32 protein-coding genes are annotated in these 26,921 nt (G+C 74.7%); 14 read left to right on the forward strand and 18 right to left on the reverse strand.

Annotated elements, in window-relative coordinates; genetic code table 11:
• Positions 1-68: 68 nt before the first annotated feature.
• The gene (locus EV188_RS16935; protein ID WP_133827440.1) at positions 69-824 is read left to right on the forward strand and encodes an ANTAR domain-containing protein; all 756 of its coding nucleotides are present in this window, start codon (positions 69-71) and stop codon (positions 822-824) included.
• Here EV188_RS16935 and EV188_RS16940 read toward each other — a convergent pair.
• Together EV188_RS16940 and EV188_RS16945 are read right to left on the reverse strand one after the other, a co-directional pair.
• Positions 821-2,068 (reverse strand): cytochrome P450, encoded by a 1,248-nt coding sequence (locus tag EV188_RS16940; RefSeq protein ID WP_243741763.1) that lies wholly within the window; start codon positions 2,066-2,068, stop codon positions 821-823. The genes EV188_RS16935 and EV188_RS16940 overlap by 4 nt on opposite strands.
• A complete protein-coding gene (locus EV188_RS16945) occupies positions 2,065-2,643 on the reverse strand; it encodes a PadR family transcriptional regulator (RefSeq protein WP_243741764.1) in 579 nt (192 codons plus the stop codon). The genes EV188_RS16940 and EV188_RS16945 overlap by 4 nt, the downstream gene beginning before the upstream one ends.
• Before the next feature lie 123 nt (positions 2,644-2,766).
• Here EV188_RS16945 and budC point away from each other — a divergent pair, with 123 nt between their 5' ends.
• Positions 2,767-3,540: a meso-2,3-butanediol dehydrogenase gene (gene budC / locus EV188_RS16950; protein WP_133827442.1), complete on the forward strand. Its 774-nt coding sequence runs from the start codon at positions 2,767-2,769 to the stop codon at positions 3,538-3,540.
• Positions 3,541-3,550: 10 nt separating this feature from the next.
• On the opposite strand, the gene EV188_RS16955 is transcribed toward budC, so the two are convergent.
• The 5 genes from EV188_RS16955 to EV188_RS16975 all read right to left on the reverse strand — a co-directional run bounded on the left by EV188_RS16955 (position 3,551) and on the right by EV188_RS16975 (position 7,523).
• Positions 3,551-3,958, reverse strand: a complete 408-nt coding sequence (locus EV188_RS16955) for a hypothetical protein (protein WP_133827443.1) — start codon at positions 3,956-3,958, stop codon at positions 3,551-3,553.
• Between the two features lie 87 nt (positions 3,959-4,045).
• Positions 4,046-4,489, reverse strand: a complete 444-nt coding sequence (locus EV188_RS16960) for a universal stress protein (protein ID WP_133827444.1) — start codon at positions 4,487-4,489, stop codon at positions 4,046-4,048.
• Positions 4,490-4,514: 25 nt separating this feature from the next.
• Positions 4,515-4,823 carry a Dabb family protein gene (locus EV188_RS16965; RefSeq protein ID WP_133827445.1) on the reverse strand — a complete coding sequence of 103 codons (309 nt, stop codon included), beginning with the start codon at positions 4,821-4,823 and terminating at the stop codon, positions 4,515-4,517.
• The gene (locus EV188_RS16970) at positions 4,820-6,370 is read right to left on the reverse strand and encodes an IucA/IucC family protein (RefSeq protein WP_133827446.1); all 1,551 of its coding nucleotides are present in this window, start codon (positions 6,368-6,370) and stop codon (positions 4,820-4,822) included. The genes EV188_RS16965 and EV188_RS16970 overlap by 4 nt, the downstream gene beginning before the upstream one ends.
• A gap of 64 nt (positions 6,371-6,434) precedes the next feature.
• Complete coding sequence (locus EV188_RS16975) at positions 6,435-7,523, reverse strand: patatin-like phospholipase family protein (RefSeq protein ID WP_133827447.1); 1,089 nt, start codon at positions 7,521-7,523, stop codon at positions 6,435-6,437.
• Positions 7,524-7,579: 56 nt separating this feature from the next.
• Here EV188_RS16975 and EV188_RS16980 point away from each other — a divergent pair, with 56 nt between their 5' ends.
• Positions 7,580-7,993, forward strand: coding sequence for a PPOX class F420-dependent oxidoreductase (locus EV188_RS16980; RefSeq protein ID WP_208114234.1), 414 nt, complete (start codon positions 7,580-7,582; stop codon positions 7,991-7,993).
• A gap of 7 nt (positions 7,994-8,000) precedes the next feature.
• Here the strand turns inward: EV188_RS16980 and EV188_RS16985 are convergent, their stop codons facing one another.
• A complete protein-coding gene (locus EV188_RS16985) occupies positions 8,001-8,384 on the reverse strand; it encodes a MerR family transcriptional regulator (protein ID WP_133827448.1) in 384 nt (127 codons plus the stop codon).
• Positions 8,385-8,504: 120 nt separating this feature from the next.
• Entirely contained in the window at positions 8,505-8,939 is a 435-nt protein-coding gene (locus EV188_RS16990) for an Hsp20/alpha crystallin family protein (protein WP_133827449.1), read from the reverse strand.
• Between the two features lie 132 nt (positions 8,940-9,071).
• Between EV188_RS16990 and dinB the strand changes: the two genes are divergently transcribed.
• Together dinB and EV188_RS17000 are read left to right on the forward strand one after the other, a co-directional pair.
• Positions 9,072-10,271 (forward strand): DNA polymerase IV, encoded by a 1,200-nt coding sequence (gene dinB / locus EV188_RS16995; RefSeq protein WP_208114235.1) that lies wholly within the window; start codon positions 9,072-9,074, stop codon positions 10,269-10,271.
• A gap of 38 nt (positions 10,272-10,309) precedes the next feature.
• On the forward strand, positions 10,310-10,753 hold the full coding sequence (locus tag EV188_RS17000; RefSeq protein WP_133827451.1) for a VOC family protein: 444 nt from the start codon (positions 10,310-10,312) through the stop codon (positions 10,751-10,753).
• Between the two features lie 64 nt (positions 10,754-10,817).
• Here the strand turns inward: EV188_RS17000 and EV188_RS17005 are convergent, their stop codons facing one another.
• From EV188_RS17005 to EV188_RS17015, 3 genes are all read right to left on the reverse strand, one after another.
• Positions 10,818-11,246, reverse strand: coding sequence for a hypothetical protein (locus EV188_RS17005; RefSeq protein WP_133827452.1), 429 nt, complete (start codon positions 11,244-11,246; stop codon positions 10,818-10,820).
• Positions 11,247-11,406: 160 nt separating this feature from the next.
• A complete protein-coding gene (gene zwf, locus EV188_RS17010; protein ID WP_133827453.1) occupies positions 11,407-12,903 on the reverse strand; it encodes a glucose-6-phosphate dehydrogenase in 1,497 nt (498 codons plus the stop codon).
• Positions 12,904-12,948: 45 nt separating this feature from the next.
• Complete coding sequence (locus EV188_RS17015; protein ID WP_133827454.1) at positions 12,949-13,359, reverse strand: SRPBCC family protein; 411 nt, start codon at positions 13,357-13,359, stop codon at positions 12,949-12,951.
• Positions 13,360-13,428: 69 nt separating this feature from the next.
• Between EV188_RS17015 and EV188_RS17020 the strand changes: the two genes are divergently transcribed.
• Positions 13,429-14,817, forward strand: coding sequence for a carboxylesterase/lipase family protein (locus EV188_RS17020; RefSeq protein WP_133827455.1), 1,389 nt, complete (start codon positions 13,429-13,431; stop codon positions 14,815-14,817).
• Here the strand turns inward: EV188_RS17020 and EV188_RS17025 are convergent.
• Positions 14,790-15,260, reverse strand: a complete 471-nt coding sequence (locus EV188_RS17025; protein ID WP_133827456.1) for a VOC family protein — start codon at positions 15,258-15,260, stop codon at positions 14,790-14,792. The two genes, EV188_RS17020 and EV188_RS17025, sit on opposite strands and share 28 nt — an antisense overlap.
• A 103-nt stretch (positions 15,261-15,363) precedes the next feature.
• On the opposite strand from EV188_RS17025, the gene EV188_RS17030 reads away from it, so the two are divergent.
• Positions 15,364-16,290, forward strand: coding sequence for an endonuclease/exonuclease/phosphatase family protein (locus EV188_RS17030; RefSeq protein WP_133827457.1), 927 nt, complete (start codon positions 15,364-15,366; stop codon positions 16,288-16,290).
• Between the two features lie 9 nt (positions 16,291-16,299).
• Here EV188_RS17030 and EV188_RS17035 read toward each other — a convergent pair whose 3' ends face one another.
• From EV188_RS17035 to EV188_RS17050, 4 genes are read right to left on the reverse strand one after another with little or no spacing between them, the layout of a single operon-like run.
• Complete coding sequence (locus EV188_RS17035; protein ID WP_133827458.1) at positions 16,300-17,232, reverse strand: DODA-type extradiol aromatic ring-opening family dioxygenase; 933 nt, start codon at positions 17,230-17,232, stop codon at positions 16,300-16,302.
• A complete protein-coding gene (locus tag EV188_RS17040; protein ID WP_133827459.1) occupies positions 17,229-18,128 on the reverse strand; it encodes an alpha/beta fold hydrolase in 900 nt (299 codons plus the stop codon). Before EV188_RS17040 ends, EV188_RS17035 begins: the two co-directional genes overlap by 4 nt.
• Complete coding sequence (locus EV188_RS17045) at positions 18,125-18,616, reverse strand: cupin domain-containing protein (RefSeq protein WP_243741765.1); 492 nt, start codon at positions 18,614-18,616, stop codon at positions 18,125-18,127. The genes EV188_RS17040 and EV188_RS17045 overlap by 4 nt, the downstream gene beginning before the upstream one ends.
• Positions 18,613-19,467, reverse strand: coding sequence for an SDR family oxidoreductase (locus EV188_RS17050; RefSeq protein ID WP_243741766.1), 855 nt, complete (start codon positions 19,465-19,467; stop codon positions 18,613-18,615). Before EV188_RS17050 ends, EV188_RS17045 begins: the two co-directional genes overlap by 4 nt.
• Here EV188_RS17050 and EV188_RS17055 point away from each other — a divergent pair.
• The 7 genes from EV188_RS17055 to EV188_RS17085 all read left to right on the forward strand — a co-directional run bounded on the left by EV188_RS17055 (position 19,454) and on the right by EV188_RS17085 (position 25,257).
• A complete protein-coding gene (locus EV188_RS17055) occupies positions 19,454-20,236 on the forward strand; it encodes an IclR family transcriptional regulator (RefSeq protein ID WP_133827460.1) in 783 nt (260 codons plus the stop codon). The two genes, EV188_RS17050 and EV188_RS17055, sit on opposite strands and share 14 nt — an antisense overlap.
• Before the next feature lie 98 nt (positions 20,237-20,334).
• Positions 20,335-20,802, forward strand: coding sequence for a cupin domain-containing protein (locus tag EV188_RS17060; protein ID WP_243741767.1), 468 nt, complete (start codon positions 20,335-20,337; stop codon positions 20,800-20,802).
• Positions 20,799-22,292, forward strand: coding sequence for a flavin-containing monooxygenase (locus EV188_RS17065; protein WP_133827461.1), 1,494 nt, complete (start codon positions 20,799-20,801; stop codon positions 22,290-22,292). The genes EV188_RS17060 and EV188_RS17065 overlap by 4 nt, the downstream gene beginning before the upstream one ends.
• Before the next feature lie 114 nt (positions 22,293-22,406).
• A complete protein-coding gene (locus tag EV188_RS17070; protein ID WP_133827462.1) occupies positions 22,407-23,321 on the forward strand; it encodes an endonuclease domain-containing protein in 915 nt (304 codons plus the stop codon).
• Positions 23,322-23,509: 188 nt separating this feature from the next.
• Positions 23,510-23,977: a MarR family winged helix-turn-helix transcriptional regulator gene (locus EV188_RS17075; protein ID WP_133827463.1), complete on the forward strand. Its 468-nt coding sequence runs from the start codon at positions 23,510-23,512 to the stop codon at positions 23,975-23,977.
• A 39-nt stretch (positions 23,978-24,016) separates the two neighbouring features.
• Entirely contained in the window at positions 24,017-24,460 is a 444-nt protein-coding gene (locus EV188_RS17080; protein ID WP_133827464.1) for a DUF2243 domain-containing protein, read from the forward strand.
• 5 nt (positions 24,461-24,465) lie between these two features.
• Positions 24,466-25,257 (forward strand): cytochrome c oxidase assembly protein, encoded by a 792-nt coding sequence (locus EV188_RS17085; protein WP_243741805.1) that lies wholly within the window; start codon positions 24,466-24,468, stop codon positions 25,255-25,257.
• Here EV188_RS17085 and EV188_RS17090 read toward each other — a convergent pair.
• Positions 25,232-26,911, reverse strand: a complete 1,680-nt coding sequence (locus tag EV188_RS17090; protein WP_133827466.1) for an alpha-keto acid decarboxylase family protein — start codon at positions 26,909-26,911, stop codon at positions 25,232-25,234. The genes EV188_RS17085 and EV188_RS17090 overlap by 26 nt on opposite strands.
• Between the last annotated feature and the right edge of the window lie 10 nt (positions 26,912-26,921).

Consider the following 26,921-nt stretch of genomic DNA (forward strand, 5'->3'; position numbering starts at 1 on the left):
GTAACGCACCTCGGCGGGTCACGGATAATCCCTCGCGGGTCCTGTCCCTGACGCGAAGGTGCACCACGATGACCGTCGGCAGCACGTCGGAGAGCGGCGAGATCGACGGCGGGGTCGCCGACGCCTTCGTCGCCCTCGCCGATGCGCTGTTCAGCGTGCCCCAGGAGCGCGGGGTGGTGGGGGTCGTCGAGCGCGTCATCGAGGCCGCCCGCGCGATCGTGCCGGGTGCCGACGTCGTCTCCGTCGTGCTGCGCAACCCCGACGGCCGCCTCGACACGGTGGCCGCGAGCCACCCCGTCGCGCAGAAGGCCGACGCCCTGCAGGACGAGGTGGGCGACGGCCCGAGCCACACCGCCATGCACCGCACCGGCGTCGGGGCGGCCATGGACCGCCTCACCGGCCCGGACACGACGTGGCCGACGTTCGGCGCCCGCGCCGCCGCGGACCTCGAGCTCGGCGCGGTGCTCGCCACCGGCATGTTCCCGGGCGGCGAGCCGCCCCGCTTCGGCGCCCTGAACTTCTACTCGTGGTCGTCCGACGGGCTCGACGCCGTCGACCGCGACCTCGCGCTCGTCCTCGCCGCCCACGCCGCGACGGCGATCAACGCGGTCCAGGCGACCACGGCGTCCGAGCTGCGTGAGTCGCAGCTGCTCGACGCGCTGCGGAGCCGCGACGTCATCGGCCAGGCCAAGGGTGTGCTCATGGAGCGCCGTGGCCTGACCGCCGACGAGGCGTTCGACGTCCTGCGGCGGACCTCGCAGGACCTCAACGTCAAGCTCCGCGACGTGGCCGTGACGCTGGTGACCCGCCGCGAGGAGCTCTAGCCGGACACCCGCACCGGGAGCGTGTCCAGCCCGCCGGTGAGGCGCTCGGTGTGCAGGGTCAGCGAGGCGGGGTCGACCGCGAGCGCCAGGTCCGGCAGCCGCGTGAACAGCGTCGTCAGGCCGATCCGCAGCTCGGTGCGGGCGAGGCTCGCCCCGATGCAGAAGTGCGGCCCGTGGCCGAAGGACAGGTGCGGGTTCGGGGTGCGGTCGGGGTCGAACGCGCCGGCCGCGTCGAAGGCGCCCTCGTCGCGGTTGGCCGCGCTGGTGACGATGACGACGCCGTCGCCGCGGGCGATGGTGACCTCCTCGGCGCCCTCCCCGACGACGACGTCCTCGTGCGCGTACCGCAGCAGGCCCATCCCGCCGGGCTCGGCGAGGCGCAGGACCTCCTCGACGACCGCGTCGACCGAGCCCGCCGGGTCGGCGACGAGCCGGTCGCGCACCTCCGGGTTGACCAGGAGCAGCACGACGCCCAGCGAGAGCCGGTTGACCGTCGTCTCGTGGCCGGCGAACAGCAGGCCGACCGTCAGCTCCGCGAGCCGCGCGTCGGTGAGGCGCGGGTCGTGCTCCTGGGCGGCGACGAGGTCGGAGATGACGTCCTCGCCGGGCTCGGCGCGCTTGGCCTCGGCGAGACCGGCGGTGTAGCGCTCGAACTCCTCGCGCGCGACGGCCGGGTCGTCGCCGGTCAGCGTGGCCATGCGCTCGGAGAGGTCCTTGAAGTAGACGCGGTCCTCCACCGGCACCCCGAGCAGCTCGCAGATCACGAAGATCGGCAGCGGCACGGAGAACCCGGCGTGCAGGTCGACGACACCGTGCTCGTCGGGGGAGAGGCCGTCGACCAGGCCCTCGGCGAGCTCGGCGACCCGGTCGTGCAGGCGGCGCATCCGCTTCGCCGAGAAGGCGGGCGTGAGCAGGCGCCGCATGCTCGAGTGGTCGGCGTCCTCGTGCTCGTGGTCGCCGCTCGGCCCGGCCATCACGCCGGCGTCCGAGACCCGCGCGGCCTCCTCCGGCTTCGGGTGGGAGCGGCCGAGGCGGCGGTCGGCGAAGAGCGCCTTGGCCTCCTCGTAGCGCGTCACCAGCCACACCACGTCACCGGCGGGGGTCCGCACGCGGGTGATCGGCCCGGCCGCGCGCAGGCGGTCGTAGAGCGGGGAGATCGCCAGCACGCCCTCGCGCGGGAACGGCAGCTGCGGCAGGTCCGGGGCGTCGTCGTGCGCGGTCGAGCTCGTGATGGTGGTGGTCACGTCGTCTCCTCGCTCGGGCCTTCGGTGGTGGGGCTGTCGATGGGGCTGTCGGTGGGGTCGTCGGTGCGCGCGGCGAGCCGGTCGAGCCAGCCCTGCTCCTCGCGGATGCGCCGCAGGACCTCGTCGAGGACGAGGGCGGCCCAGGGGTCGTGGGGTGCCTCGGGAGTGCTGGGCGCGGCCGCCTCGGCCAGCCCCGCGAGCCGCGTGCGCCGCTCCGCGAGCACCCGGCCGCGGGCCGCGAGGACGCCGCGGCGCTCGTCGGGCGAGAGCCGCCCGAAACCGGCGAGGCGGGCCAGGAACTCGGCCTCGTCGCCCGCGAGCTCCTCGGGGAGGTCGGCCAGCTGGTCGTGGAGCAGCTCGCGGCCGACGTCGGTGAGCGTGTAGACGTGCCGTGGCGGGCGGCCCTCCTGCGGCTCGAGCGTGCGGGTGACCGCGCCGGCCTCCCCGAAGCGCCGCAGCGCCGGGTAGAGCGAGTTGTTGTGCAGCTTGATGCCCGTGGCCGCCTCGACGCGCCGCCGCAGCTCGTAGCCGTGCGACGGCTGCCGGGCGAGCTGGCTCAGCAGAAGCACGTCCACCCACACATAGGTCAGCGTGACCTAGGTACACGTGTCTCGCCACCCGAGGTGACCTTCTCGACACCACGGGTGACGACGAGGCGCGTGGGTAGCCGGACGTGTCCAGACATCTGAGGAGGTCACGTGGCCGAGGGTCGCTCGCAGGGCAAGGTCGTGATCGTCACCGGCGGCGGGTCGGGCATCGGCGCCGCCACCGCCCACCGGTTCGGCGCCGAGGGCGCCACCGTCGTGATCACGGGACGCACGCAGGAGAAGCTCGACAAGGTCGTCGCCGACGCGCCCGCGGGCGCCACGCTGATCGCCCGCGTCGCCGACACGTCGGACGAGCAGGCGGTGTCACAGCTGGTCACCGAGGTGGTCGACGAGCACGGCCGGCTCGACACGCTGGTCAACAACGCCGCGGTCGCCGAGCCGGGCACCGTCGAGGACCTCGACGCCGACGCGTGGCGCCGCGTCATGGCGACCGACGTCGACGGCGTCTTCTTCGCCTCGCGAGCGGCCATGCCCGCCCTGCGCGAGGCCGGCGGCAGCATCGTCAACGTCGGTTCGGTCTCCGGGCTCGGCGGCGACTGGTCGATGGCGGCCTACAACGCCGCGAAGGGCGCGGTCACCAACCTGACCAACGCCATGGCGCTCGACCACGGCGGCGAGGGTGTGCGCGTCAACGCCGTGCACCCGAGCCTCACCGTCACCGAGATGTCGGAGGGCCCGCGCTCGGACGACGACACCATGGCCTCGTTCCGCCAGCGCATCCCGATGGGGCGGCCGGCCGAGCCCGCCGAGGTCGCCGACGTCATCGCGTTCCTCGCGAGCCACGACGCGCGCTTCGTCAACGGCGCGCACATCCCCGTCGACGGGGGTCTCGGCGCCTCGAACGGTCAGCCGAACATGAGCTGACCAGGGGCGATCAGGCGTCGAGCAGGGTGCGCCAGACGCGTCCGGCGCCGCGGCCCTGGAGCACCGTGTGCACGGTGACCCCGGAGCTGCGCTCGACGCCCGGCTCGGAGCGCGAGGCGTCGAGCAGGCGCGTCGCCGGGAACGCGGCCCCCTTCGGGCGGGTCAGCGTGACCCGGTGGCGGCGCCCGCCGACGGTGATCCGCAGCCCGCTCGCCCCGTGGTACCAGGGGAAGGCCAGGCGCTCGACCGCCCCGAGCGGCGCGTCGAACACGACGCCCGCGCTGGTCGTCAGCCGCAGCCGCCCCGCGTAGAGGCTGAGCACGCCGGGCTCGTTGGTGAGACCCCGCAGCAGCCAGGCCGGCGTCGCGTAGGACGGCGCGAGATGGGTGGGGCTGGCGGGCGTCAAGCGGGTGGTCACGGCGACCTCGGGGGCAGGGCAGGGCTGGTGACCCGATTCACTGTAGGTGAAGCGGCAACCCCTCCGCTGGTACGGATGGGTGATTCGTCACGGAACGACCGTCACCGGCCACTTCCCGGCGCGCACGAGTCGGCCCGCCAGCGATCCGACGATGCGGTGACCGGCGCTGGTCGAGGCGCCGACCACGACGAGGTCGACCCGGCGCTCGTCGGCCAGGCGCACGATCTCGGTGTAGGGGTCGCCCGCGACCCGCACGAGCTCGCCGGTCAGCGCGAGGTCCTCCAGGTACCGCTTGGCCTCGCCCTGCACCTCGGCGGCGAGCTGCTGGGCGGTGTCGCTGAGCACCGCGAGCGCGCCGGGGGCCATCGCCGCGAGCGAGGACGTCGTCGCGACCGTCGCCACCAGCAGGTGGGCGTGCTGGCGGCGTGCGACCCCCGCGGCCCACGCGCCCGCGCGCAGCGACGTGATCGACCCGTCGACCCCGACCAGGATGGTGCCGGGGCCGTCGGTCCCGAGCTCGAAGCCCGTCATGACCCCGATCGTGCGCCTGCGGCGATCAGCCCGCGAACTGCACGGCCGTGCGCTGCCCCACACGGTGCGCGATCTGCTCGTCGATGATCCGCCGGTGCTCGGGGTCGTCGCGGTACACGGCGTAGGCGTCGACGTCGTCGAACACGGCGACGACCGCGAAGTCGGCGTTGTTGCCCGTCAGCCCCGCGTCGCGCCCGCACGACCACGACCGCAGACCCGGCAGGTCGGCGTCGGCGATCCAGCGGCGCAGGCTCTCGGCGATCCCGTCGACGACGGCGGGGTCGTCCGCCGCGTCGCCGGTCCAGGTGAACGTGACGACGTGGGTGAAGGTCATGGGGCCATCCTGATCGGGTTGGGCAGGTCGACGTAGACCGGGTCCTCCCCGCGGCTGGCCGCCCAGCTGCGCAGGTGCGCCTTGGCGGGCAGCGTCGGGCTGGTCAGCAGGTCCCCGGCCCAGGGACCGCCGAGCCCCGCCAGGACGTCCGCGACCGTCGCCCACAACGCCTCCTCGCCGACGGTGTGGCGCCCGAGGACGGCGACGAGCAGGGCGACGTGGTTGACCACGACGTGGTAGCGCAGGCGCTGCCACGCCTCCGCGGGGGAGTAGACCAGCGGCGAGTCCTGGGCGAGGCCCTCGGGGACGCGGTCGCGGCGGACGTGGGCGCCCTCGAGGTCGCGCACCCAGCAGGCCACCGGCCAGCCGTCGGCGTCGGTGGCCACCAGCGTGTTCTGCGGATGGGCCTCGAACCCCAGGCCCGCGGTCTCGTACACCTGCAGCATCGGCACCAGCGACACCGCGAGCCAGCGGCGCAGCCACGCGTGGACGTCGCCGGCGGACCGCACCTCGGCCACCAGCGGCGGCTCCTCGCCATGCGGCCCGTCCTCGAGCAGGGCCGCCAGCACGCGGGGCCCGCCGGGCGGGAACGGCGAGCGGGAGATGACGGTCAGGTCGGCGGCCAGGCGCTCGCCCCCGACCGCCGGGTCGAGCGTCACGAACCCGCGGTCCGCGATCACCCCGAAGCCCGGCGGCAGTGTGCCGATCCCGGCCACGACGGTGGCCGCGTCGATCGCCCGGCGGGCGTGCTCGACCGGCGTCGTGCGCACGAAGTGGGTGAGACGGGCGCGCAGCGGGAGCTTCCCCATCGCGCCGGTGACGGTGTCGACGACCGTGCGCACCGACGACGTCGGCCACACCGGGTCGCCGAGCGGGCCGAGCCACCGGATGCCGCCCTCGGCCTCGAGCAGCGCGAGCGTGGGGTCGCGGGCGAGCACCCCGGCCTGGAACGGGTGCACGGGCAGCGCGGTCCAGCCCTCGGGCAGGCGCGCGGCGACCGCGGGCGGCGGCTCCGGCGGCGCCCCGCCGGCGAGGACCAGGTCGGGCCGCACCGCGAGGTGGTGCAGGACGAAGCTCGCGCCCAGCTCGGGCATCCAGGCGGCGAGGTCGGCGTCGTCGATGCCCTCGGCGCTCTTCGGGGTGGGGTGGAACGGGTGCCCGAGGAGCAGCGACTGCTCGGCGTCGCGGGTCGGGTCGCCGGTGCCGCGCGGCGGCGCGTCCAGGTAGCGGGTCGTGCGGTCGACGCTGTTGGCGACCAGCGCGGCGAGGTGTCCCGGCGGCTCGCCCCCGGAGACGGTCTCGAGCACCGCGGCGACGACCTCGTCGTGCGTCGCGGGCCGCCCGTCGAGGGTGACCTCGCCGGTCAGACGGTGGTGCCCCGTCGGCGACCAGGACGCGACGCCCACGGCGAGCTCACCGGCCGGGAGCGTCAGCACCAGGGTGTCGCCGACGCGGACCGCGGGCGGGTGGAGCTCGCGCAGCAGCGACGCCACGAGCCGTTCCCGCGCCGCGCTCTCGGCGCGGGCCCGTGCGCCGGGGGTGCTCATCGGGGGCCAGTCTGCCTGGTGCACCTCGTCGAGGGCGGCGTCGGCGGCGTCACCGAGCAGCTGCTCACCCTGCCCCGCTGACGGCGTCGCTCGAGTCGCGCCGGAAGCGGCGCTTGTACCGGCGCCAGTCGAAGTGCTCGAGGAACTCGGCGGCCTGCGCGTAGCCGCTGTCGTAGAGCGCGCGGGCGCGCTCCGGGCTGATCCCGAAGTCGAGCAGGCCCACGGCGCCGGCGTCGACGTGGATGGTGCGCGCGGCGACCCACGGCTGGTTCATGACGGCCTGGTCCCGGCCCAGCAGCATCGTGGTGATCAGCTGCTCGAGCAGCCGCAGCGGCGCCGGCTGCGGGATGTCGAACCACCGCGAGTGGAACAGCGCGACGCGGTCGCCGATGCCGGGCTTGGGCGCGGTCGTGATCGTGACCCCGAACGTCGGCCAGCCGGGCTCGCGGCCGTCGGTGCGGTCGAGCGAGTCGATGGGGAAGTTGGACAGCAGCCCGCCGTCGACGAGCGTGGAGGTCAGGCCCGTGCGCGGGTTGGTCAGCGTGGTCGGCTTGAACAGGAACGGGATGGCCATCGACGCGCGGACGGCGTCGGCCACCGGCTGCGTGTCGGGGTCGAGCCCGTACACCGCGCGATAGTCCCAGGGCAGGCGCACGAGCTGGCCGAGCGTGAGGTCCGAGCACGTCACGACCAGCCGGTAGCGCTGGTCGCGCGGCAGGGAGTCGTCGTCGATGCGCAGGTCGCCGAAGGTGTGGACGCCGAGCGCGGCGAGCTCCTCGGCGACCCAGGTGTGCAGCCATTCGCCCTGGTAGAGGCCCTGCCCGCCGAGGAACGCGAGCGCCGGACCGGCCAGCGGCAGGCGCCCGATCCCGCTGCGGTCGGCGACCTCGCGGAAGTTCAGCCGCGCCGTGATGTCCCCGAGCTGCTCGCCGGCGGCGCCCGCGGCGGCCATCGCCCCGACGAGCGCGCCCGCCGAGGTGCCCGAGATGCGGTGCGGCGTCCAGCCCCGGTCGGTCATCGCCGCGACGGCGCCGGCGAGCCCGATGCCCTTGACCCCGCCGCCCTCCAGGACGAGGTCGGCCGGCCGGGTGCGCGGGCGGCGGCCGGGGGTGGTCCGGCCGGAGGCGGCGGTGGCCGTGGTCGTGGTGGCCATGGACGTCATGTTCCCCCCGACGCGCAGCGTCACCGTCACCGTGGTGGGGTGAACGCGTGAGCGCGCCCACGGCCGTGACCGCCCTCGGCGACGCGGACTTCCTGTCCCTGACGACCTACCGCCGCACCGGCGAGCCGGTGCCGACCGCGGTGTGGGCGGCCCGCGACGGCGACTCGCTCGTCGTCATCACGTCCGCGACCAGCGGGAAGGTCAAGCGCATCCGCCGCGACCCGCGCGTCCTCCTGCGTCCGTGCGACCAGCGCGGCACGGTGGCGCCCGACGCGCCGAGCGCGCAGGGCCGCGCGGAGGTCGTCGCGGACCGGGCGGCGCAGGAGGGGCCGCGGCGGGCACTCGCGGCCAAGTACGGGTGGAAGTTCCGGGCGATCGACCTCATGGCGCTCGCCGGCCGCGTCGCGGCGCTGCTCGGACGCGCGCCCGGCGAGCGGATCATCCTGCGGCTGCGGGACTGAGCCGGCGTCAGTCGTCGGCGCGCAGGCGGTCCAGGTCGTCGTGCGCCTGCGCGAGGTCGGCGCGGGCCTCGTCGCGTTCGGAGCGGGCCTCGTCGCGCTCGGCGCGGGCGGTGCGCAGGTCGCGCTGGGCGTCGGCGAGGTCTCCGCGCAGGGTGAGGATCGACGCCGCGCCGGCGATGGTGTTGCCCTCGTCGGAGAGCTCGCGGACGCGCGCGGCGAAGTCGACCTGGCGGCGTGAGTAGCGCCGCTGCCCACCCTCGGAGCGGTGGGGGTGCAGCAGGTCGGCGGCGTCGAGGCTGCGCAGGAAGGCGGGCGCGACGCCGATGAGCTCCGCCGCCTGACCGATGGTCAGCGACGGGTAGTCGTGGTCGTCGAGGCGTTCGACGCCCATGGGTCCTCCTCTCGTGGGTCGGGAAGCTCGTGGTCGGGAAGCACGCGTGAGCACCCGCCGGGGCCGGCCCGGCGGGTGCTCACGTCTCGGTGATGGTCGTGGGGTCGTGCGTGACGGGGGTCAGGACGTCGGCGCCTCCTCGATGCTGGTCGTGCTGGACGCGTGCTCGATCTCGACGCGCCGGGGCTTCGCCTTCTCTGCCACCGGGATCGTCAGGGTCAGCACGCCGTCGGTGTACGACGCGTGCAGGTGATCGGTGTCGAGATCGCGTCCGAGCATGAGCTGGCGGCTGTAGCGACCGCGCGGACGCTCGGCCACCAGGTAGTCGCCGTCGCCGCTGGGTGCGGTGCGCGCCGCGGTGACGGTCAGGGCGTTGCCCTCCACGGACACGTCGATCGAGCCGGGGTCGACGCCGGGGAGGTCGAACGAGGCGACGAAGTGCTCGCCCGCTCGGTACACGTCCATCGGCATGCCGCTCACCGCCTGGTGGCGAGAGGTGCCGGTGAGACGCTCGAGAGCACGGAACGTGTCGAAGGGGTCGTAGTTCAGCAGCACGATCGGTCAGCTCCTTCCGTTCGGCGCACTGCGTTCTTGCTGGCTCCGGTGCACATAGTTATAGCTAGAGCTACAGGTTCCTGCAAGGGGTGGCTCGAGGAATTCCCGGACGTCGGCCAGGCATGCGAACGTGTGTTCGTGTCCGGCGAGCCGACGATCCTGCACGCGGATCTCGACGCCTTCTACGCCTCGGTCGAGCAGCGCGACGACCCGGCGCTGCGCGGGCGACCCGTGATCGTCGGCGGCGGCGTGGTGCTCGCCTGCAGCTACGAGGCCAAGGCCCGCGGGGTGCGCACGGCGATGGGCGGGCGGATGGCCCGCGCCCTGTGCCCGGACGCGATCGTCGTGTCCCCGCGCATGGAGGCCTACAGCGGCGCCAGCCGCGCGGTCTTCTCGGTGTTCGGCTCGGTGACCCCGCTGGTCGAGCCGATCTCGATCGACGAGGCGTTCCTCGACGTCGGGGGCCTGCGGCGCATCGCCGGCCCGCCCGCGGAGATCGCGGCGCGGCTGCGGCGCGAGGTCGCCGACGACGTCGGGCTGCCGATCACCGTCGGGGTGGCGGGCACCAAGTTCCTGGCCAAGGTCGCGAGCCGCGTCGCCAAGCCGGACGGGCTGCTCGTCGTCGAGCCCGGCGGTGAGCTGGAGTTCCTGCACCCGCTGCCGGTCGAGGTGCTGTGGGGCGTCGGCGAGGTGACCTCCCGCAAGCTGCACGCGCAGGGCATCCGGACGGTCGGCGACCTCGCGGCGATGGGCGCGCCCGGCCTCGAGTCGCTGCTCGGGAAGGCCGCCGGGCGCCACCTCGACGCCCTGGCCCACGGGCGCGATCCCCGCCGCGTGCAGGTCGGGCGCCGCCGGCGCTCGATCGGCGCCCAGCGCGCGGTGGGCAACCGGCCGATCCCGCCCGAGCGCGTCGACGCGGTGCTCATGGGCCTGGTCGACCGCGTCGCCCGCCGGATGCGCCGGGCCGGGCGCACCGGGCGGACGGTGACGCTGCGGCTGCGCTTCGGCGACTTCAGCCGGGCCACCCGCTCGCACACGCTCGCCCGGGCGACCGCCGAGACCGACGCGATCATGGCGGCGATCCGGATGCTGGCCGAGGCGGCCGCGCCGCTGATGTACGAGCGCGGGCTGACGATGCTCGGCGTCAACGTCGGCAACCTCGACGACGCGGGCGGCAGCCAGCTCGAGCTGCCGTTCGCCGGCGAGACCCACCCGATCCAGCTCGACACCGCCGTCGACGAGGTCCGCGAGCGCTACGGCCTCTCCGCGGTCACCCGCGCGACGCTGCTGGGGCGCGACCAGGGGCTGGAGATGCCGATGTTGCCGGATTGAGGACCGTTGCTGTCCGCGTCACCGCGCATTCTGGGCGCATGGACGTCCTCTCCGGTACCGACCTCCCGCCCGGCTACGGCTCGGTGAACCCCTTCGTCGCCGTCCGCGGGGCGGAGGGCTTCCTGCGGTTCGTCACCGACGTCCTCGGCGGCCGAGAGACCCGCGCGGGCCACACCGTCGACGCCGACGGCCTGCTCATCCACGCCGAGATCCGCGTCGGGTCGTCGACGATCATGCTGTGCGACGCCAAGCCGCACTGGGCGCCGACGCCGGCCCTGCTCCAGGTCTACGTCGGCGACGTGGAGGCGGTGGTGGCGCGGGCCCGGGCCGCCGGTGCCGAGGTCGTCACGGAGCCGACGCCGTTCCACGGCGGCCAGCGACTCGCGCGCCTGCGCGACCCGTGGGGCGGCCTGTGGTGGCTGTTCGAGTACGGGCCCGCGAGCACGGCCCCGTCGGAGGCGCCCGATGCGTTTCCGTCCTAGCGCCCCGACCCCGACACCCCGCCGAGCTATGTGCACCGCACGATCGACGAGGCCATGACCGCGCCTATTCGTGGATGACCAGGGCGCGAGAATAGGGGAACTGACTCTGCGGGGTGTTCGGTCCGAGTTCCCAGGTGCCGCTGAGCGCCGTGAGCGAGACGACCTCGCGACCGGTGCCGAGTCGTTGGTTGACGGAATTGAGATTGGTCGAGGCGGTGTCCGCGAACCACACCACGCTGGCTTCCTGGGTCTTGTGGTGGTTCCCGTCGTCCAGGGCGAGAACGGCGCGCGAGTACGGGAAGAGGCTGCCCGGGGTGTTGTCCCCGAGCTCGCCCGTCCCGCTCATCGCCGACACCTTCGCCACCGACCATCCGCTGCTCAGGAGGGTGTTGAGGGTGCCGAGGTTCGTGTCGGCGTCCTCGGCGAAATAGAGTACGAACACCTGCTGGGACAACGGGAGCTCCTCGACGTCGTGTTCATCGATCGGATGCATCGGACGCTACTGACGCGAATCGCGCCGAGACAGCGGCATCCGGATGAACGCCGTCGATCACTATTCGGAGCGCCGTTCTCACTGTCCGGCGTCGTCGCTGGTCGGGAGTGAAAGCGCCGAGAAAGCGCCGGGTCCCGACGCGTTCTCGAAAGCCGGTCGGCTACTTCTTCTCCCGCCAGGCCCGCTCGAACGGCAGGCGCCAGGCGTTGGGCGCGATGAGCTGGTGGATCGCGTTCGGGCCCCAGGATCCGACCGGGTAGGGCTTGACCGGCGGCGGGTCGGCCAGCAGCGGGATCGAGCGCTCCCACAGCGACTCGATGCCCTCCGAGGTGGTGAAGAGCGTGTGGTCGCCGCGCATCGCGTCGAGGATCAGGCGCTCGTAGGCCTCGAGGACGTCGGACGCCTCGCCGGTCTCCTGGGTGGAGAACTGCATCGAGAGCTTCTGCAGGCGCATGCCCGGGCCGGGGCGCTTGCCGTAGAACGACAGCGAGACGCGCGACGAGTCGGCGAGGTCGAACGTCAGGTGGTCCGGGCCCTGGGTGCCGACGCCGGAGCCCTGCGGGAACATCGTGCGGGGCGCCTCCTTGAAGGCGATCGAGATGATCCGCTGGCCCTCCGCGAGGCGCTTGCCGGTCCGCAGGTAGAACGGGACGCCCGCCCAGCGCCAGTTGTCGAGCCCGACGCGCAGCGCGATGAACGTCTCGGTGTCCGAATCGCCGGCGACGTCCGGGTGGTCGCGGTAGCCGCCGAACTGTCCCCGCACGACGTCGCCGGGGTGGATCGGCAGCATCGAGCGGAAGACCTTGTTCTTCTCCTCGCTGATCGACCGGGGCTCGAGCGCCGTCGGCGGTTCCATGGCCACGAACGCCATCACCTGCATGAGGTGGGTGACGACCATGTCCTTGTAGGCGCCCGTCGCCTCGTAGAAGGAGGCGCGCGTGTCCAGCCCCAGCTCCTCGGGGATGTCGATCTGGATGTGGTCGATGAAGTTCCGGTTCCAGATCGGCTCGAAGAGGCCGTTCGCGAAGCGGAACGCGAGGATGTTCTGCGCCGCCTCCTTGCCCAGGAAGTGGTCGATGCGGAAGACCTGCGACTCGTCGAAGACCTGGTGGACGAAGTCGTTCAGCTTCACCGCGCTCTCGAAGTCGTGGCCGAACGGCTTCTCCATGATCACCCGGGCGCCCCGGGTGAGGTCGGCGTCCCGCAGCATCTCCACCACCGCCTGCGCGGCCTTCGGCGGCACGGAGAGGTAGTGCAGCAGCCGGGTGCCGTCGCCGAGCTGCGACTGCGCCTCCTTCACCGCCGAGGTCAGGCCCTCGGGGCCGGCGCCCTGCGGCACGTAGGACAGGCGGGCGGCGAAGTCCTGCCAGTCGTCCTCGGCGAGGCGGTGCATCCCGTAGTTCTGGACCGCGTCGTGGGCGATCTCGCGGAAGGCCTCGGTGTCGAGGTCCTCCATCGCGGTGCCGACGATCCGGATCTGCGGGGCGAGCTCCGACTCGGCGAGGTAGGCGAGCCCCGGGAGGAGCTTGCGCTTCGCGAGGTCGCCCGTGCACCCGAAAAGCACGATGACGTGCGGGGCGATCGGGTCGAGGTCGCGCCGGAAGGGGCGCGATCCAGGTCCGGGATAGGCGACGGACTCCACCTCGCGCTCGGTCATGTGAAGGGACCGTAGTCCCCGGAAGTGACGCGCGTGGGTCGGCGATCAGGCGTTCTCGAGGATGCGCCGCAGCGTCTCGAGGTCCTTCGCGACGGCGGCGGCGTCGCCGGCGAAGTCGTCGTCGCTCATGCCGGCGCGGCGCCGCACGTGGAACACCACCTCCGCCCCGTCGCCGAGCGGGACGACGCGCAGCGGGTTGGGGACCTCGGTCCCGTCGGGCATGAGCACCACGTGGTCGAGCACGCCGAACTCGTTGTCCGGCGCGAAGGTCACCTCGGAGCGCCCGAACGGCGCGTCGACGATCCAGACCCCGGGACGGTCGGGGGCGGGCTCGACCTGTGCACTCGCCAGGCCGGCCGCCCAGTCGACGAGGTGGCGGGGATCGGACGCGTACGCGTAGACGTCCTTCCACGGCCGCGCGATCACGGTGCTCAGCAGGCGGGTCTCGGAGGGCATGCCGACGATCCTGACGTGCCGCGCCGAGACGGTCGTGGACGCATCGGACAGCGTTATCGTCACCGGTCCATGGAGCTCCGGACCTCCGCCGGCACCGCGCGCGGCGTCGACCGCGACGGCCTCGGGGTGTTCCTCGGTCTGCCCTACGCGCACGCGCCGGCGGGGGAGCGGCGGTTCGCCCCGCCCGACCCGGTGTCGCGCTGGGAGGGCGTCCGCGACGCGACACGGTTCGGCCCGGCGGTCCCGCAGGGGCCGCCCGCGCCCGGCGCGCCGTCGCCGTGGCGCCCCGAGGACGGGCTCGGCGAGCTGACCCTCAACGTGTTCACCCCGGACCCCGGCGGCGCGGGGCTGCCGGTGATCGTGTGGCTGCACGGCGGCGCCTGGGTGCGCGGGTCGCCCCGCATGCCGCTGCACGACGGGGGCGCGCTCGCCGCGGCGGGCGCGGTCGTCGTCACCGTCGGGTTCCGGATCGGCGCCGAGGGCTTCCTCGCCCTCCCCGGCGCGCCCGACGACCGCGGCCTGCGCGACCAGGTCGCCGCGCTGACCTGGGTGCACGAGCACATCGCCTCGTTCGGCGGCGACCCCGGACGCGTCACCGTCGCCGGGCAGTCCGGCGGCGCGGCGTCGGTCGCGGTGCTGCTGGCGTCGCCGGCCACCGAGGGCCTGCTGCACCGGGCGATCGCCCAGAGCGTCCACGGCGGCTTCCGCTCGCCCGCCGAGGCGGCCGGGGTGACGGCGCGGCTCGCGGCGGCGCTGGGGGTCGCGCCGACGCTCGAGGGGTTCGGCGCGCTGCCGCCGGAGACGATCGTCGAAGCGGTCGGGCGGGACGACGGGCCCACGCCGCTCGGGCCGGTGATCGACGGCGACGTCGTCGTCGGGCAGCCGTGGGAGGGGATCGCGGCGCGCCCGCGGCCCGACGTGCCGCTGCTCGCGACGTGGACGGCGGAGGAGGCGCGGGCGTATCCCTTGCCGCCGGCCGGCACCGACCCCGCCGACGTCGCGGCGGCGTTCGGGCTCGACCGCGCGGCGGGGGCGGCGTACACGGCGCCGGCCGGGGACGACGCCGTCGTGACGCTGATGTCGGACGCGCTGCACCGGCTGCCGACGCGGTGGACGGCGCGGGCGCACGCGGGCGCGACCTGGACCGCCGAGCTCGCCTGGCGCAGCCCGCTCCTCGGTGCTTGCCACGGGCTCGACGTCCCGCTGCTCCTCGGCACGCTCGACACCCGTCCCGCGGCGCGGATGCTCGGCGCGCCGCCGCCCCCGGAGGCGGCGGTGGTGGGCGCCGCGATGCGCCGCGCGTGGGTCGACTTCGCCGCGACCGGCGACCCCGGCTGGCCGCGCTACGACGCCGGCGGCACGACGCGGCGCCTCGACGCCGCCCCGTCCGACGTCGACGACCCGCTCGCGGTGTCGGACGCGATCTGGGCTCAGGCCGGCGAGCGCGGCGTGTCGTAGGTGCCGACGAACGCGCCGTCGCGCATCTCCATGCCGGTGAAGCCGGTCGTCGGACCCGTGTAGTGGTAGAAGCGCAGCACGGTGCCGTCGGGGTCGGGGACGTCGAGGTACGACCCGTCGGGCGTGCCCCGGATCCCCGAGTGACCCACGCCGAGCTCGTCGCACCGGGCGACGAGCTGCTCGAGGGCGGCGAACGACCGTGGGCGCAGGGCCACGACGTCGAAGCCGCGCAGGTCGGGCCCGCTGATGGTCGCCCGGCGGTCGCGCAGGGCGAGGGTGAAGCCGGCCTCGTCGTCGATCAGTCCCGCCCCGCAGAGCTCGCCGTCCTCGACGAACTCCATCCACAGACGCAGGCCGAGCACCGCGCAGTACCAGGGCACGCTGCGCGAGAGATCGGTGACGGGCAGCTTGACCTGCAGGATGCCGTCGACCTGGGCGGACATCGGCGCCTCCTCCGCGTCACCCCGAGGGATGCGACCAGCCTGGTCAGGGGGTGCCGGCGGGTCAATCGGCGGGAGCATGATCGAGGGGGAGCGGGGAGGCGACGTGGCGCGATGGCTGGGGTTCGCGGCGGGGGCGACGGCGGCGGCCGCGCTGCTCGTCCCCGAGATCAGGGGCCGTGAGCGCCGGGCGCCGTGGCCGATCGTGCTCGCCGCCCGGCCGGCGCTCGCGGGCGCGGTGGGTGCCGTGGCCGCGGGGGCCGCGACGGCCCGACCGCTCCGGCCGCTCGCCCTCGGCGCCGCCACCGTCGCCGCGGCCGTGCTCGCCGACCCCCGCCGCCGGTCCCGCGGCACCACCGGCCCGACCCGTCTCACCGTGCTGGTCGCGAACGTGTGGCAGGGCCGCGCCGACGCCGCCGCGCTCGCCGCGATCCTGCGCGCCGAGCGCCCCGACCTCGTCGTGCTCCCCGAGGCCGGCGAGCGGTTCCTGGCGCGGCTCAAGGAGGACGTCACCGATCTCGAGTACCGCGCCTGGTCCGCGCCCCCGCCCCACCCGCACCACCGCGTGCCCGACGACCCCGACGGGCCGTGGACCTCGGTGCTCGCCGCTCCCCGCCTCGGCGACGTCCACGTCGCACCCGCCCGTGCCGGCGGGCTCTACGGCTGGCTCGAGGTCTCCGGCGGCGGGCTCGACGGGGTGCGGGTGCTCGCGGCACACCCGGTGGCCCCGACCCCCGGCCTGGTCCAGCGCTGGTCCGACGAGATCGACGCGCTCGCGGCCTGGCGCGCCGCGGCCGGCGCGCCGACGGTGATCGCGGGCGACCTCAACAGCACCACCGAGCACCGCGCGCTCGCCCCGCTCGGCGACGCGCGGGCACCCGGCCGACCGCCGACCTGGCCGTCGCACTGGCACCGCCGCATCGGCTTCCGGATCGACCACGTGCTGGCCGGCGGCGGGATCGCCGTGCGCTCCACGCGCGTGATCGACCTGCCCGGCAGCGACCACCGCGCGGTGCTCGCGCACCTCGGCTGAGCCACAGCGTCAGGTCACGGGGAAGGTCGCCCCGCTCCCCATCCCCGTGATCCACTCCGGCACCGGCTCGTAGCTCGTCCACCGCAGCGGCGCGGCCACGGCGGCGAGGCCGATGAGCCACGTCCGGATCTCGTGCCCCCCGGTGCCCGCCTCCTTCTCGAGGCCCTCGTGGCCGAGCTCGGTGATCGCGTCGAGGTCGCCGGCGCGCAGGCGCTCGAGGAACCAGCGGTCCCAGGCGTCGTTGACCCGCGCCTCCGGGTCGCCGCCCATCGCCCGCACCTTCGGCTCGCGGGCGGCGGCGAACGCCTGCGCGTCCTGGCGCCCGTGGATGAGCGAGTCGCGCTTCGCGCCGACCACCGACGGGTCGCGCGGGTCGTTCGACGGCAGCCAGTGCGACAGCCCGCCGCTGGCCACGAGCAGGACCCGCCCGGGCGGACCCGCGGCCAGCGCGGCGCCGAGCGCCCGGCCCAGCGCGACGCACCGGGCCAGCGTGGGCAGCGGCGGCGCCGCGGTGTTCACGACCAGCGGGACCAGCGGGAGCGTCGTCCCGCCGGTGACCATCTCGTAGCCCTGCACGATGCCGTGGTCGACGGTCAGCGAGTACGACAGCGCGAGGTCGAAGCCGGCGTGGGTGAGCCCCTCGTGCACCGACCAGGCCAGCTCGCCGGCGACCGGCAGCGGCCCGGACGTGCTGCCGAAGTCGCCGAAGCCGACGGCCTCCTCGACACCGAGGACGAACGGCGGCATGACGTCGTAGAAGTTGCCGTGGAAGTGGTCGGGACCCACGACGACGACGGCGTCGGGCGCCAGGCGCGCCACCGCGTCGCGCACGCGGGCGGCGTCGGCGAGGAAGGGCGCGCCCGGCGCGTCCGGCCCGGCCGGCGGCAGCAGGGTGGCGAAGGGGGAGTGCGACATCCCCACGAAGCCGACGATCTCGCTCACGCGCGCACCGCCGTGACGGGCGTGTGCACCGTCAACAGGAACGTCTCGTGCTGCTCGACGAACTCGCCCGGCTTCTCCCACTGCGGCCAGTGCCCGGCGGCGGTGATCACGTGCAGGCGCGCGTCGGGGAGCCAGTCCAGCAGCATCTGCGCCTCGTCGAGCCCTCCGGTCGGGTCGTGGTCGGTCCAGAGCAGCAGCGTCGGCGCGGCGATCCGCCCGACCCAGGACGGGGCCCAGCTGAAGCGCGCGCGGGTCACCGGGTCCTGCAGGACGAGGATGTTGTCGACCGCGCGCCGGAAGCCCGGGCGGGTGTAGACGGCGCGGCGCAGGTCCACCAGCTCGTCGGTGACCATGTCCTTGTCGTGGAAGAGCCACGCGACGCGGGCGCGCACCGTCGCGTCGGACGGGTCCTCGACCGCGGCCGTCGTGCTCGCGACCAGCCGCGACATGACCTCGGGCTTGTTCGCGATGTTGCCCGGGGTGTTGAGGACGATCCGCTCCACGCGCTCGGGGTGGTGCGCGGCCGTCCACGCGACGACCCAGCCGCCGAGCGACTCGCCCGACAGGTGCGCCGATGCGATGCCGAGCGCGTCCATCAGCCCGAGCAGGTGGTCGGAGAGGACGTCGACGGTGAACGGCACGTCGGGCAGGTCGCTCCAGCCGTGGCCGACCATGTCGTAGGCGGTGACCCGGAAGTTCCGCGCGAGCCCGGCGATGTCCCGGGCGTAGGCCTCGAGGTGCCCGCCGGTCCCGTGCAGGAGGACGAGGTCGGGGCCCGAGCCGGCCCGGAGGACCCGGGTGCGGACGCCGCCCCCATCTCCGAGCGACACTGTGACGTGGCGCAGCTCGTGGTCGACGTCGGCGAGCTCGCCCCAGATGCTGATGTGGTCGCTCATGACTCGTCCCCCTTGAACATGGCTCGCGCCTCGGCGACGGTGACCAGCCCCGCGCTCTGGCGCCGGTTGACGCCCAGCGCGCCGAGCAGTCGCGAGTTCTCGATCGTCAGGAACTCGACCGGGTGCTCGGTCGAGGCGTTGTAGTGGCGGTGCCAGGTCCACGGCGGCGTGTAGACGAAGCTGCCCGTCGCCCACTCGACGGTCTCGTCCTCGATCTCGCTGTAGCCCTCGCCGCTGATGACGAAGTGGACCGTCTCGTGGTGGTGGCGCTGCATGTCCGAGCTCTGCGACGCCGGGATCGTCTGGCGGAAGAGCTCGAACGTCGCGGTCGGGAGGTTCCCGACGACCGAGAGCGAGGTCGGGTTGTGCACCTCGCCCGCGGGCAGCGGCTGCAGCTCCTCGGCGTGCACGACCAGCGGGCGCGCGCCGCTCGGCGGCACCTCGGGGTTGAGTCCGGCCAGGAAGGCCGCCATGTCGAATCCGCTCACCAGGTGGTCTCCGTCCGTCCGCCGTCCACGGTCAGCACCGTGCCGGTCACGTAGCCCGCGCCGGGCGAGGCGAGGAAGGCGATCGCCGCGGCGATCTCGTCGGGGTCGCCGGCCCGGCCCGCCGGCACGACCGCGAGGTCGTCGGCGTCCGCCTGGTCGGCACTGCCCCCCGTCGCCTCGGCGCGGTGCGCGAGGATGCGCGCCCGCCGCTCGGTCGCGATCGGGCCGGGCGCCACGCAGTTGACGGTGACCCCGTCGGCGGCGACCTCGCCCGCGAGCAGCTTCGCCGCCGCCGTCATCGCCGAGCGCAGCACCGTCGAGAGGGCCAGCTCGGGCATCGGCTGGCGGACCGCGGTCGAGGTGACGACCACGACCCGCCCGAAGCCCCGCTCCCGCATGCCGGCGACGACGGTGCGGGCCACGGACATCGGGCCGACGAGCAGGAGGTCGGCGCCGTCGCGCCAGTCGTCGGCGTCCAGGTCGAGGACGCGGGCGGGACGCGGCCCGCCGGTGTTGAGCACCAGCACGGCGACGTCGCCGAAGCGGTCCTCGACGTCGGCGACCAGGTCGTCGGCGCCGTCCGGGTCGCCGAGGTCGGCGACCACGTGGTGCACCGCCCGCCCGGACGACGCCGTCAGGTCCGCCGCCGCCGCGCGCAGGGTCTCCTCGGTGCGCCCGGCCAGGACGACGTCCCACCCGTCGTGGGCGAGCCGCTCGGCGGTCGCGCGCCCGATCCCGCTCGCGCCGCCGCCGACCAGCGCCGTGGTTGCCTTGATGACGCCCTCCCTGGATGCTCCCGACGAGACGCGAGCGTTGCGGCCCGGGGAGGAGACGGCGATGGCCAGTCCCACTGATTGGGACCGCAGGGTGCACGGCAGCACGGAGGTCGCCGGCGGCCTGGACCGGGCGGCGGCGATCCTCGACGCCTTCGACGCGACCCACCGCGAGCTGACGCTGGCCTCGCTCGTGCACCGCTGCGGGCTCCCGCGCTCGACGACCCACCGCACCGCCGACCGGATGCTGCGCCTGGGCTGGCTGGACAAGCCCGGCGAGCGCTACCGCATCGGCCAGCGGCTCTTCGAGCTCTCCGGCCTGGTCCCGATCCGCCACGAGCTGCGCGAGGCCGTGCTGCCGTTCCTCCACGACCTGCACGCCGCCGTGAAGGTCGCCGTGCAGCTCGGCGTGCTGCACGGCACCGAGGTCCTCGTGGTCGAGAAGATCACCGGGCACCGCCCGATGCCGATGCTCTCGCAGGTGGGCGGCACGATCCCCGCGTACTGCTCGGCGCTGGGCCGGGCGATCATGGCCTGGTCGCCGCCCGAGGCGGTCGAGGCCGCGCTCGCGGGGCACCTCCCGGCGCGGACGCCGCGCACGCTGACGGACCCCGACGCCGTGCGCCGCGAGCTCGCCGCGATCCCCGACCGCGGCTGGGCCGTGGAGCGCGAGGAGGGCAACATCGGCGTCTCCTGCGTCGCCGCGCCGATCTTCGGTCCGCTGGGCGAGGTCGTCGCCGCGCTGTCGGTGACGGGCCCGTCGGCGGCGGTCCGCTCGGAGCGCGCGGGGCCGCCGGTGCAGCTCGCGGCCGCCGCGGCGTCACGGGCGTACTCGGCACGGCGCTGACCGGCGATCCCACTCACCGGGACGGGATGTTGGGCCGTCGGCGGTGGATCCGGACTCTGTGACCCCAGGCACACCACTCGGTTCCACTGGAGGCGCAGATGTCACTGGGCGGCGGTTACATGCTCCCGTCCCGGGAGGGTCGGCAGATCCCGGCGATCGGGATCGGCATCACGGCGAAGGCCACCGGCGAGAACACTCGGGACGCCTACTCGCTGTTCGAGTACGCGGTCCCCGGCGGGGTCAACGGGCCGCCGCCGCACGTGCACACCCGCGAGGACGAGTCGTTCATCTGCCTCGCCGGGAAGCTCGACGTGATGCTGGGCGGGGAGGACGTCACGCTCGGCGCGGGCGACTACCTGCTGCTGCCCCGCGACGTCGTGCACACCTTCCGCAACCCGTACGACGACGAGGCGCGCGTGATCTCCGTGGTGTCGCCGGCGGGGCTCGAGGCCTACTACCAGGCGCTCGCCGACCTGCCGCCGGGCAAGAAGGACCTCTCGGTGATGCAGGCGATCATGGCCGACTTCGGCATCGAGCTGCGCCTGCCCGCGGGGAGTCCCTCGTGAGGATCGGCATCGTCGGCGCCGGCGTCGCCGGGCTCGTCACCGCGAAGGTCCTCACCGAGGTCGGCCACGACGTCGTCGTCTACGACCGCACGCCCGACGTCGGCGGCGTCTGGAGCGCGACCCGGCGCTACCCGGGCCTGTGCACGCAGAGCCCGCGCGACACCTACGCGTTCTCCGACTTCCCGATGCCCCGCGACCTGCCCGAATGGCCGTCCGGCGAGCAGGTGCAGGCCTATCTCGAGGCCTACGCCGCGCACACGGGCGTCGACCGCCTGCTGCGCCTGGAGACCGAGGTGACCTCGGCGGTGCCGGGTGACACCGGATGGGTGCTGGAGACCTCGGCGGGGACCGACACCGTCGACCACCTCGTCGTCGCCAACGGCGTGTTCTGCGAGCCGTCGGTGCCGACCTTCCCGGGCGTCGAGGAGTTCACCGCCGCCGGCGGCCAGGTCGTCCCGGCCACCGCGCTGCACAACGCCGAGCAGGTCCGTGACCGGCACGTCGTCGTCCTGGGCTACGGCAAGACCGCGTGCGACGTGGCGGTCGCGGTGGGGCCGACCGCCGCGTCGACGACGGTCGTGGCGCGCCAGCTCGTGTGGAAGGTGCCGCGCTTCGTCGGCGGGTTCCTCAACTTCAAGCACCTGCTGCTCACCCGCCTCGGCGAGTCGCTGTTCCGCTACCGCTACCTGCGCGGGATCGAGAAGTTCCTGCACGGGCCGGCGAACGGGCTCCGCAGCCGGATCCTCGACTCGCTGGGCCCGGTGTCGGCGCGCCAGTTCGGGCTGAAGGACCTCGACCTCGTGCCGCGCGGCTGCTTCGAGGACATCGTCCGCGGCGCCATCGGCCTGACCACCGACGGCTTCTACGAGGCCGTGCGCGCTGGGGAGATCGCGGTGCGCCGCGACCGGACGATCGTGCGGCTCCTCGAGAAGGACGGCGCCCCGCACCTCGAGCTCGACGACGGCACGGTGCTGCGCGCCGACACGCTCGTCTGCGCCACCGGGTTCCGCCAGGGCGTGCCGTTCCTGCCCGACGACGTCGTCGCGCGCCTGCACGACGAGCGCGGCAACTTCCTGCTCTACCGCCAGATCCTGCCGACCGACGTCGCGGACGTGACCTTCGCGGGCTACAACTCCTCGTTCTTCAGTCCGCTCAACGCCGAGATGGCGGCGGCCTGGGTCGCCGCGCACCTCGCCGGGCGGGTCGACCTGCCCTCGCCGGCGGCGATGCGCCTCGCCGTCGACGAGCAGATCGCCTTCATGGACGGCGCGACCGACGGCCACCACGCGCACGGCACCAAGATCATCCCGTTCTCGCTGCACAACGTCGACGAGGTGCTCGGCGACCTCGACCTCGACATCTCCCGCGGCGCCCGGGTCAAGCAGTACCTCAACCCCGTCGACCCGTCGGCCTACGCGGGCGTGGCGCCGCGGCTGAAGGAGCGGCTGGCGGCTCCGGAACCGGCGCAGGAGTCGCTGGCCCAGGCCTGAAGATCGCCGTCTCGGTGACGATCGCCGTCAGATCCGACAGCGATCGTCACCGAATCAGCGATCTTGCGGGAAGACGCGTGGATCCGGGGGGCGCCCGGCTGCGTCGAACCGGGCATGAGCACCCCGTCGTCCGACGCCGCGATCCGGCGTCTCGTCCGCGCCCAGCACGGCGTGGTGAGCCTGGAGCAGGCGCGCACGGCCGGCCTGAGCGACGAGACCGTCCGTCGCCGGGTCGGGACACGCGCGTGGCTGCCGGCCGGGCCGCGCGTGTTCCTGGTGGCCGAACACGAGGAGACGCCCGCGTCGCGCACGGTCGCGGCGATGCTGTCGGTCGGCGAGGGCGCGGTGCTCGTGGGTCTGTCGGCGGCGTGGTGGTGGGACCTGTACGAGCGTCCGCCGGCGCTGATCGACATCGCGGTAGGGCGTCAGGTGCGGCCGCGTGACGGTGTGCGGCTGCGGCGCCGCGACATCCCGCCCGCCGACCGGACGCGGTGTCGCCGGCTGGCGGTGACGTGCCGCCCGGCAACGGTCCTGGACGCCGGGGTGGCCCTGGGGCTGCAGGGTGGCGCGCGGCTGATGGACAACGCCCTGCTCCGCCGTCGCGTCACGTTGCCGGCCCTGCGCGAGGCGCATCACCGCGGTCTGGGACGGCAGGGCGCGACGCTGGCCGGGAAGCTCCTGGTCCTGGCCGGCGACGGTGCCCGATCGGAGGCCGAGCGGCGCGCGCACCGGTTGATGCGCCGTGCCGGGATCGGGGGCTGGAGCGCGAACACCGAGATCGTCCTGCCGGGGTTCGGCCGCGCGCTGGGCGACGTGGTGTTCGCCGAGGAGAAGGTCGTGCTCGAGATCGACGGGTGGGCCTACCACCGGGGCCTGCGCGCCTTCCTGCTCGACGGGCCCCGACAGTCGGCGCTGGCGGCCGCCGGCTGGGTCGTGGTGCGGACCCACTGGCACGAGCTGACCGGTGACCCGGACACCTTCCTCGCGACCCTGCGCCGGACGCTGGCCGCGAGATCGCGGTCTCGGTGACGTTCCCTGTCAGATCCGACGGCGATCGTCACCGAGACGGCGATCATGGAGCAGCGCCCGGGACCAGGTGAGCTCCCGGGACTCGACGGCGAGCGCGGCGGCCACGACGGGTCCTCCTCGAGGAGAACGATGACGCCTTGTCACGGTCTTCCTGGCGACACCGTTCGTCGAGCACTAGCGTTCCCGTCGTGACGCCGAGCGATCCGCCCGTGGGCAGCGCGTTCCTGCTCACCCAGCTGGGCACCCACGCCGCGCAGGCCTTCGCGCGGCGGATCGGCGAGCTCGACCTGACCCCGCCGCAGACCGGTCTCCTGCGGGCGATCGCGGGCGCGCCCGGCAGCAGCCAGCAGGCGCTCGCGGAGCTGCTGGGCACGCCCGCCACCCGGCTCGTCGCGCTCGTCGACGGGCTCGAGCAGCGGGGACTCGTCGAGCGCCGCCGCAACCCGAACGACCGGCGCCTGCACGCCGTGCACCTCACCGACGCGGGCACGGCGCTCATGGCCGACATCGGGCGGGTCGCCCGCGCGCACGACGACGCCGTCCTCGCCGCCCTCGACCCCGACGAGCGGACGCGGCTGCGCGAGCTGCTCGGGAAGGTCGCCGCCGACCAGGGCCTCACGCCCGGCGTGCACCCGGGCTACAAGACCCTGCGCTGAACCGGTGTGCGGCCCGGGCGGCGCCGGGCACCACGCCTCATGTCACCCACCGGGCGCTCCGTCCTCGCCGGCGTCCTCATCGGGGTGGGCGTGGCGGCCTTCCTCGACGAGACCGTGTTCCACCAGCTGCTGCACTGGCACCACTTCTACGACGGCTCGACGCTCGAGGCCGGCCTGGTCTCCGACGGCATCTTCCACGCGGGCGGCTGGATCGCGATCGTCGTCGGGCTGTTCCTGTTCGCCGACCTGCAGCGCCGGCGTCTCACCGTCCCGAAGCGCGTGTGGGCCGGCGGCCTGCTCGGGTGGGGCGTCTTCCAGGTCTACGACGGGCTCTTCCAGCACAAGGTGCTCGGCCTGCACCAGATCCGCTACGAGGTCGACCTCCTGCCCTACGACCTCGCCTGGAACATCAGCGGCGCGCTCGGCATCGTCCTCGGCGTCGTCCTGCTGACCGGCCGGGCGCGCCGGGTGGAGGCGGCGTGACCGGCATGCACCACGGCGGCGGGGGCACCGGCGCGTGGCCCGCCCTCGCGGTGCTCGTGATCGCGCTGCCCTACCTCGCGGCCGGCCGGCGGCTGCACCGGCGCGGCGACCGCTGGCCCGCGGCGCGCTGGGCCGCCGCCGCGGGCGGAGTGGGCGCGCTGGCCACGGCCCTGGCGCTGCCCACCGCCCCGTTCGCCGTGCACGTCGCCGGCCACCTGCTGCTGGCGATGCTCGGGCCGCTGCTCCTCGCGCTCGCCGCGCCGGTGACCCTCGCGCTGCGCGCCCTGCCCCCGACCGGCCGCCGGCGCCTGCTGCGTGTCCTGCACAGCCGGCCCGCACGCGTGATCGTCACCCCGCCCGTGGTGCTCGCCGCAGAGCTCGGCGGGATGGCGGCCTTCTACCTCACCGACCTCTTCACGCTCGCGCACGCGCACCCGCTCGTCATGGCCCTGGTCGACCTCCACATGGTGCTCGCGGGCCTGCTGCTCGCCGTGGTCCTCGTCGGCGCCGACCCGCTCCCGCGGCGGCCCCGCCTCGTCGTCTCCCTGCTCACGCTGCTGGTCGCGGCGGCGGGCCACGACGTGCTCGCCAAGCTGATGTACGCCCTCGTCCTGCCGGCGCACGGCGGCACCCCGGACGAGATCCGGCTCGGCGCGCAGGTCATGTACTACGGCGGCAGCGCGGTGGAGATCGCGATCGCCGTCGTGCTCATGGCCGGCTGGTACGCCCGCGGCGGGCGGGAGCTGCGGCGCGCGGCCGCCCGGCGGACCGCTAGTGCGACCCCAGCACGCGGGTGAGCGCGGCGAGCAGGTCCGGGACGTCGTCGCGCGGGACCACGGCCTGCACGAGGGTCACCCGCTCGGGGTTCGCGGTGGCGCCCGCGAAGGCCTCGCGCAGCTCGCCGACGGTCGTGGCGCGCGTGGCCACCAGGTGGTCGCCGCCGCCGAGGGCGCGGGCGAGCGCCGGCCAGTCCCACGGCGTGATGTCGTTGTACGACTCCGCGGGCCCGTGGATCGCGCGCTCCACGGTGTAGCCGTCGTTGTCGACGACGACGATCACCGCGGGGATGCGCTCGCGCAGCACGGTGGCGAGCTCGGTCGCCGTCATCTGCGCGGCGCCGTCGCCGATGAGCAGCACGCCGCGGTGCCCGGGGTGCGCGGTGCAGGTCCCCAGCAGCGCCGGCATCGTGTAGCCGATCGACGCCCACAGCGGCTGGCCGACGAACGTGACGCCGGCGGGCAGCCGGTGCGGCGCCATCCCGTAGAAGCTCGTGCCCTGGTCGGCGAGCACGATGTCGCCGCTGCGCAGGAAGCCGCTGACCTCCGCCCACAGGGTGTCCTGGCTCAGGGCGTCGCCGTCCGGTGCGGCGCCCGCGGCCGGGGTGGGCTCCGCGATCGGCTCCGAGGGCGCGGGGCCGCTGCGGCGGGCGGCGACCTCGGCGACCAGCGGTTCGAGCGCCGCCAGCGCCGTCGGCAGCTCGACCGGGGAGAACGTGGCCGCGCCGACCGCGGCGGACCGCGGGCCGAGGTCGATGGTGCGGCTGCGCGTGATCTGCTGGGTGAACATGCCGCTGTTGAGGTCGGTGAACACGACCCCCGCGACGACGAGCACCGCGGCGTCCTCGACCGCCGCGCGCGTCACCGGCGGGCTCGTGGCGCCGGTGTAGGTGCCGGCGAAGCGGGGCGCGCTCTCGTCGACCAGGCTCTTCGCCCACGGCGTCACCGCGTGCGGCAGCGGCCCGGCGGCGAGCAGGCGGGCCAGCGTCTCGCCCGCCCCGAGCCGGTGGACGGTCAGGCCGGCGAGCAGCGTGACGTCGTCGGGCGTCGAGGCGGTCTCGAACAGGCGCCGCGCGGCGTCGACGAAGCCCGCGAGCGCCTCCGGGTCGGTGGTGTCGACGGTCGCCGGGAGCGCCGCCCGAGTCCGCTCGGCGGGGCCGGCGGCGACGTCGGCGGGGATGACGAGGTAGCCGGGCAGGCGCCGGTCGCGGACTTCCCGCAGCACCCGGTCGATCTCGTCGACGGCGTTCTCGTGGGTCAGCGACGCCCGCGCGCACGTGATGTCGGCGTGCATCGCGGTGAAGTGGCCGAAGCGCCCGTCGCCGAGGGTGTGGTGCACCGGACGGTGCTGCGCCTGCGCGGTCAGGGCCGGCGCGCCGACGATGTGCACCACCGGCACGTGCTCGGCGAACGCCCCGGCGATCGCGTTGATCGCGGACAGCTCGCCCACCCCGAACGTCGTGCACAGCGCCGCGATCCCGCGCAGGCGCCCGTAGCCGTCGGCGGCGTAGCCGGCGTTGAGCTCGTTGGTGCACCCGGTCCAGCGCACCGTCGGGTGGTGCGTGACGTGGTCGAGCATCGCGAGGCTGTAGTCGCCGGGGACCCCGAAGACGCGGTCCACCCCCAGCTCCGCCAGCCGGTCGACGAGGTGGTCGGCGACGGTGTATCCGCTCACGCGGGGGAGA

This window comes from Actinomycetospora succinea (assembly GCF_004363095.1).
Classification (GTDB): Bacteria; Actinomycetota; Actinomycetes; order Mycobacteriales; family Pseudonocardiaceae; genus Actinomycetospora; species Actinomycetospora succinea.

Excerpts from the sequence above, each read along its gene's own strand:
- EV188_RS16935 (WP_133827440.1), top strand. The coding sequence starts at position 69 with ATGACCGTCGGCAGCACGTCGGAGAGCGGCGAGATCGACGGCGGGGTC.
- EV188_RS16960 (WP_133827444.1), bottom strand. The coding sequence starts at position 4,489 with ATGACGGGCTTCGAGCTCGGGACCGACGGCCCCGGCACCATCCTGGTC.
- EV188_RS16965 (WP_133827445.1), bottom strand. The coding sequence starts at position 4,823 with ATGACCTTCACCCACGTCGTCACGTTCACCTGGACCGGCGACGCGGCG.
- EV188_RS16970 (WP_133827446.1), bottom strand. The coding sequence starts at position 6,370 with ATGAGCACCCCCGGCGCACGGGCCCGCGCCGAGAGCGCGGCGCGGGAA.
- EV188_RS16975 (WP_133827447.1), bottom strand. The coding sequence starts at position 7,523 with ATGGCCACCACGACCACGGCCACCGCCGCCTCCGGCCGGACCACCCCC.
- EV188_RS16985 (WP_133827448.1), bottom strand. The coding sequence starts at position 8,384 with ATGGGCGTCGAACGCCTCGACGACCACGACTACCCGTCGCTGACCATC.
- EV188_RS17000 (WP_133827451.1), top strand. The coding sequence starts at position 10,310 with ATGGACGTCCTCTCCGGTACCGACCTCCCGCCCGGCTACGGCTCGGTG.
- EV188_RS17005 (WP_133827452.1), bottom strand. The coding sequence starts at position 11,246 with ATGCATCCGATCGATGAACACGACGTCGAGGAGCTCCCGTTGTCCCAG.
- zwf (WP_133827453.1), bottom strand. The coding sequence starts at position 12,903 with ATGACCGAGCGCGAGGTGGAGTCCGTCGCCTATCCCGGACCTGGATCG.
- EV188_RS17015 (WP_133827454.1), bottom strand. The coding sequence starts at position 13,359 with ATGCCCTCCGAGACCCGCCTGCTGAGCACCGTGATCGCGCGGCCGTGG.
- EV188_RS17020 (WP_133827455.1), top strand. The coding sequence starts at position 13,429 with ATGGAGCTCCGGACCTCCGCCGGCACCGCGCGCGGCGTCGACCGCGAC.
- EV188_RS17025 (WP_133827456.1), bottom strand. The coding sequence starts at position 15,260 with ATGTCCGCCCAGGTCGACGGCATCCTGCAGGTCAAGCTGCCCGTCACC.
- EV188_RS17040 (WP_133827459.1), bottom strand. The coding sequence starts at position 18,128 with ATGAGCGACCACATCAGCATCTGGGGCGAGCTCGCCGACGTCGACCAC.
- EV188_RS17055 (WP_133827460.1), top strand. The coding sequence starts at position 19,454 with ATGGCCAGTCCCACTGATTGGGACCGCAGGGTGCACGGCAGCACGGAG.
- EV188_RS17060 (WP_243741767.1), top strand. The coding sequence starts at position 20,335 with ATGTCACTGGGCGGCGGTTACATGCTCCCGTCCCGGGAGGGTCGGCAG.
- EV188_RS17070 (WP_133827462.1), top strand. The coding sequence starts at position 22,407 with ATGAGCACCCCGTCGTCCGACGCCGCGATCCGGCGTCTCGTCCGCGCC.
- EV188_RS17080 (WP_133827464.1), top strand. The coding sequence starts at position 24,017 with ATGTCACCCACCGGGCGCTCCGTCCTCGCCGGCGTCCTCATCGGGGTG.
- EV188_RS17085 (WP_243741805.1), top strand. The coding sequence starts at position 24,466 with ATGCACCACGGCGGCGGGGGCACCGGCGCGTGGCCCGCCCTCGCGGTG.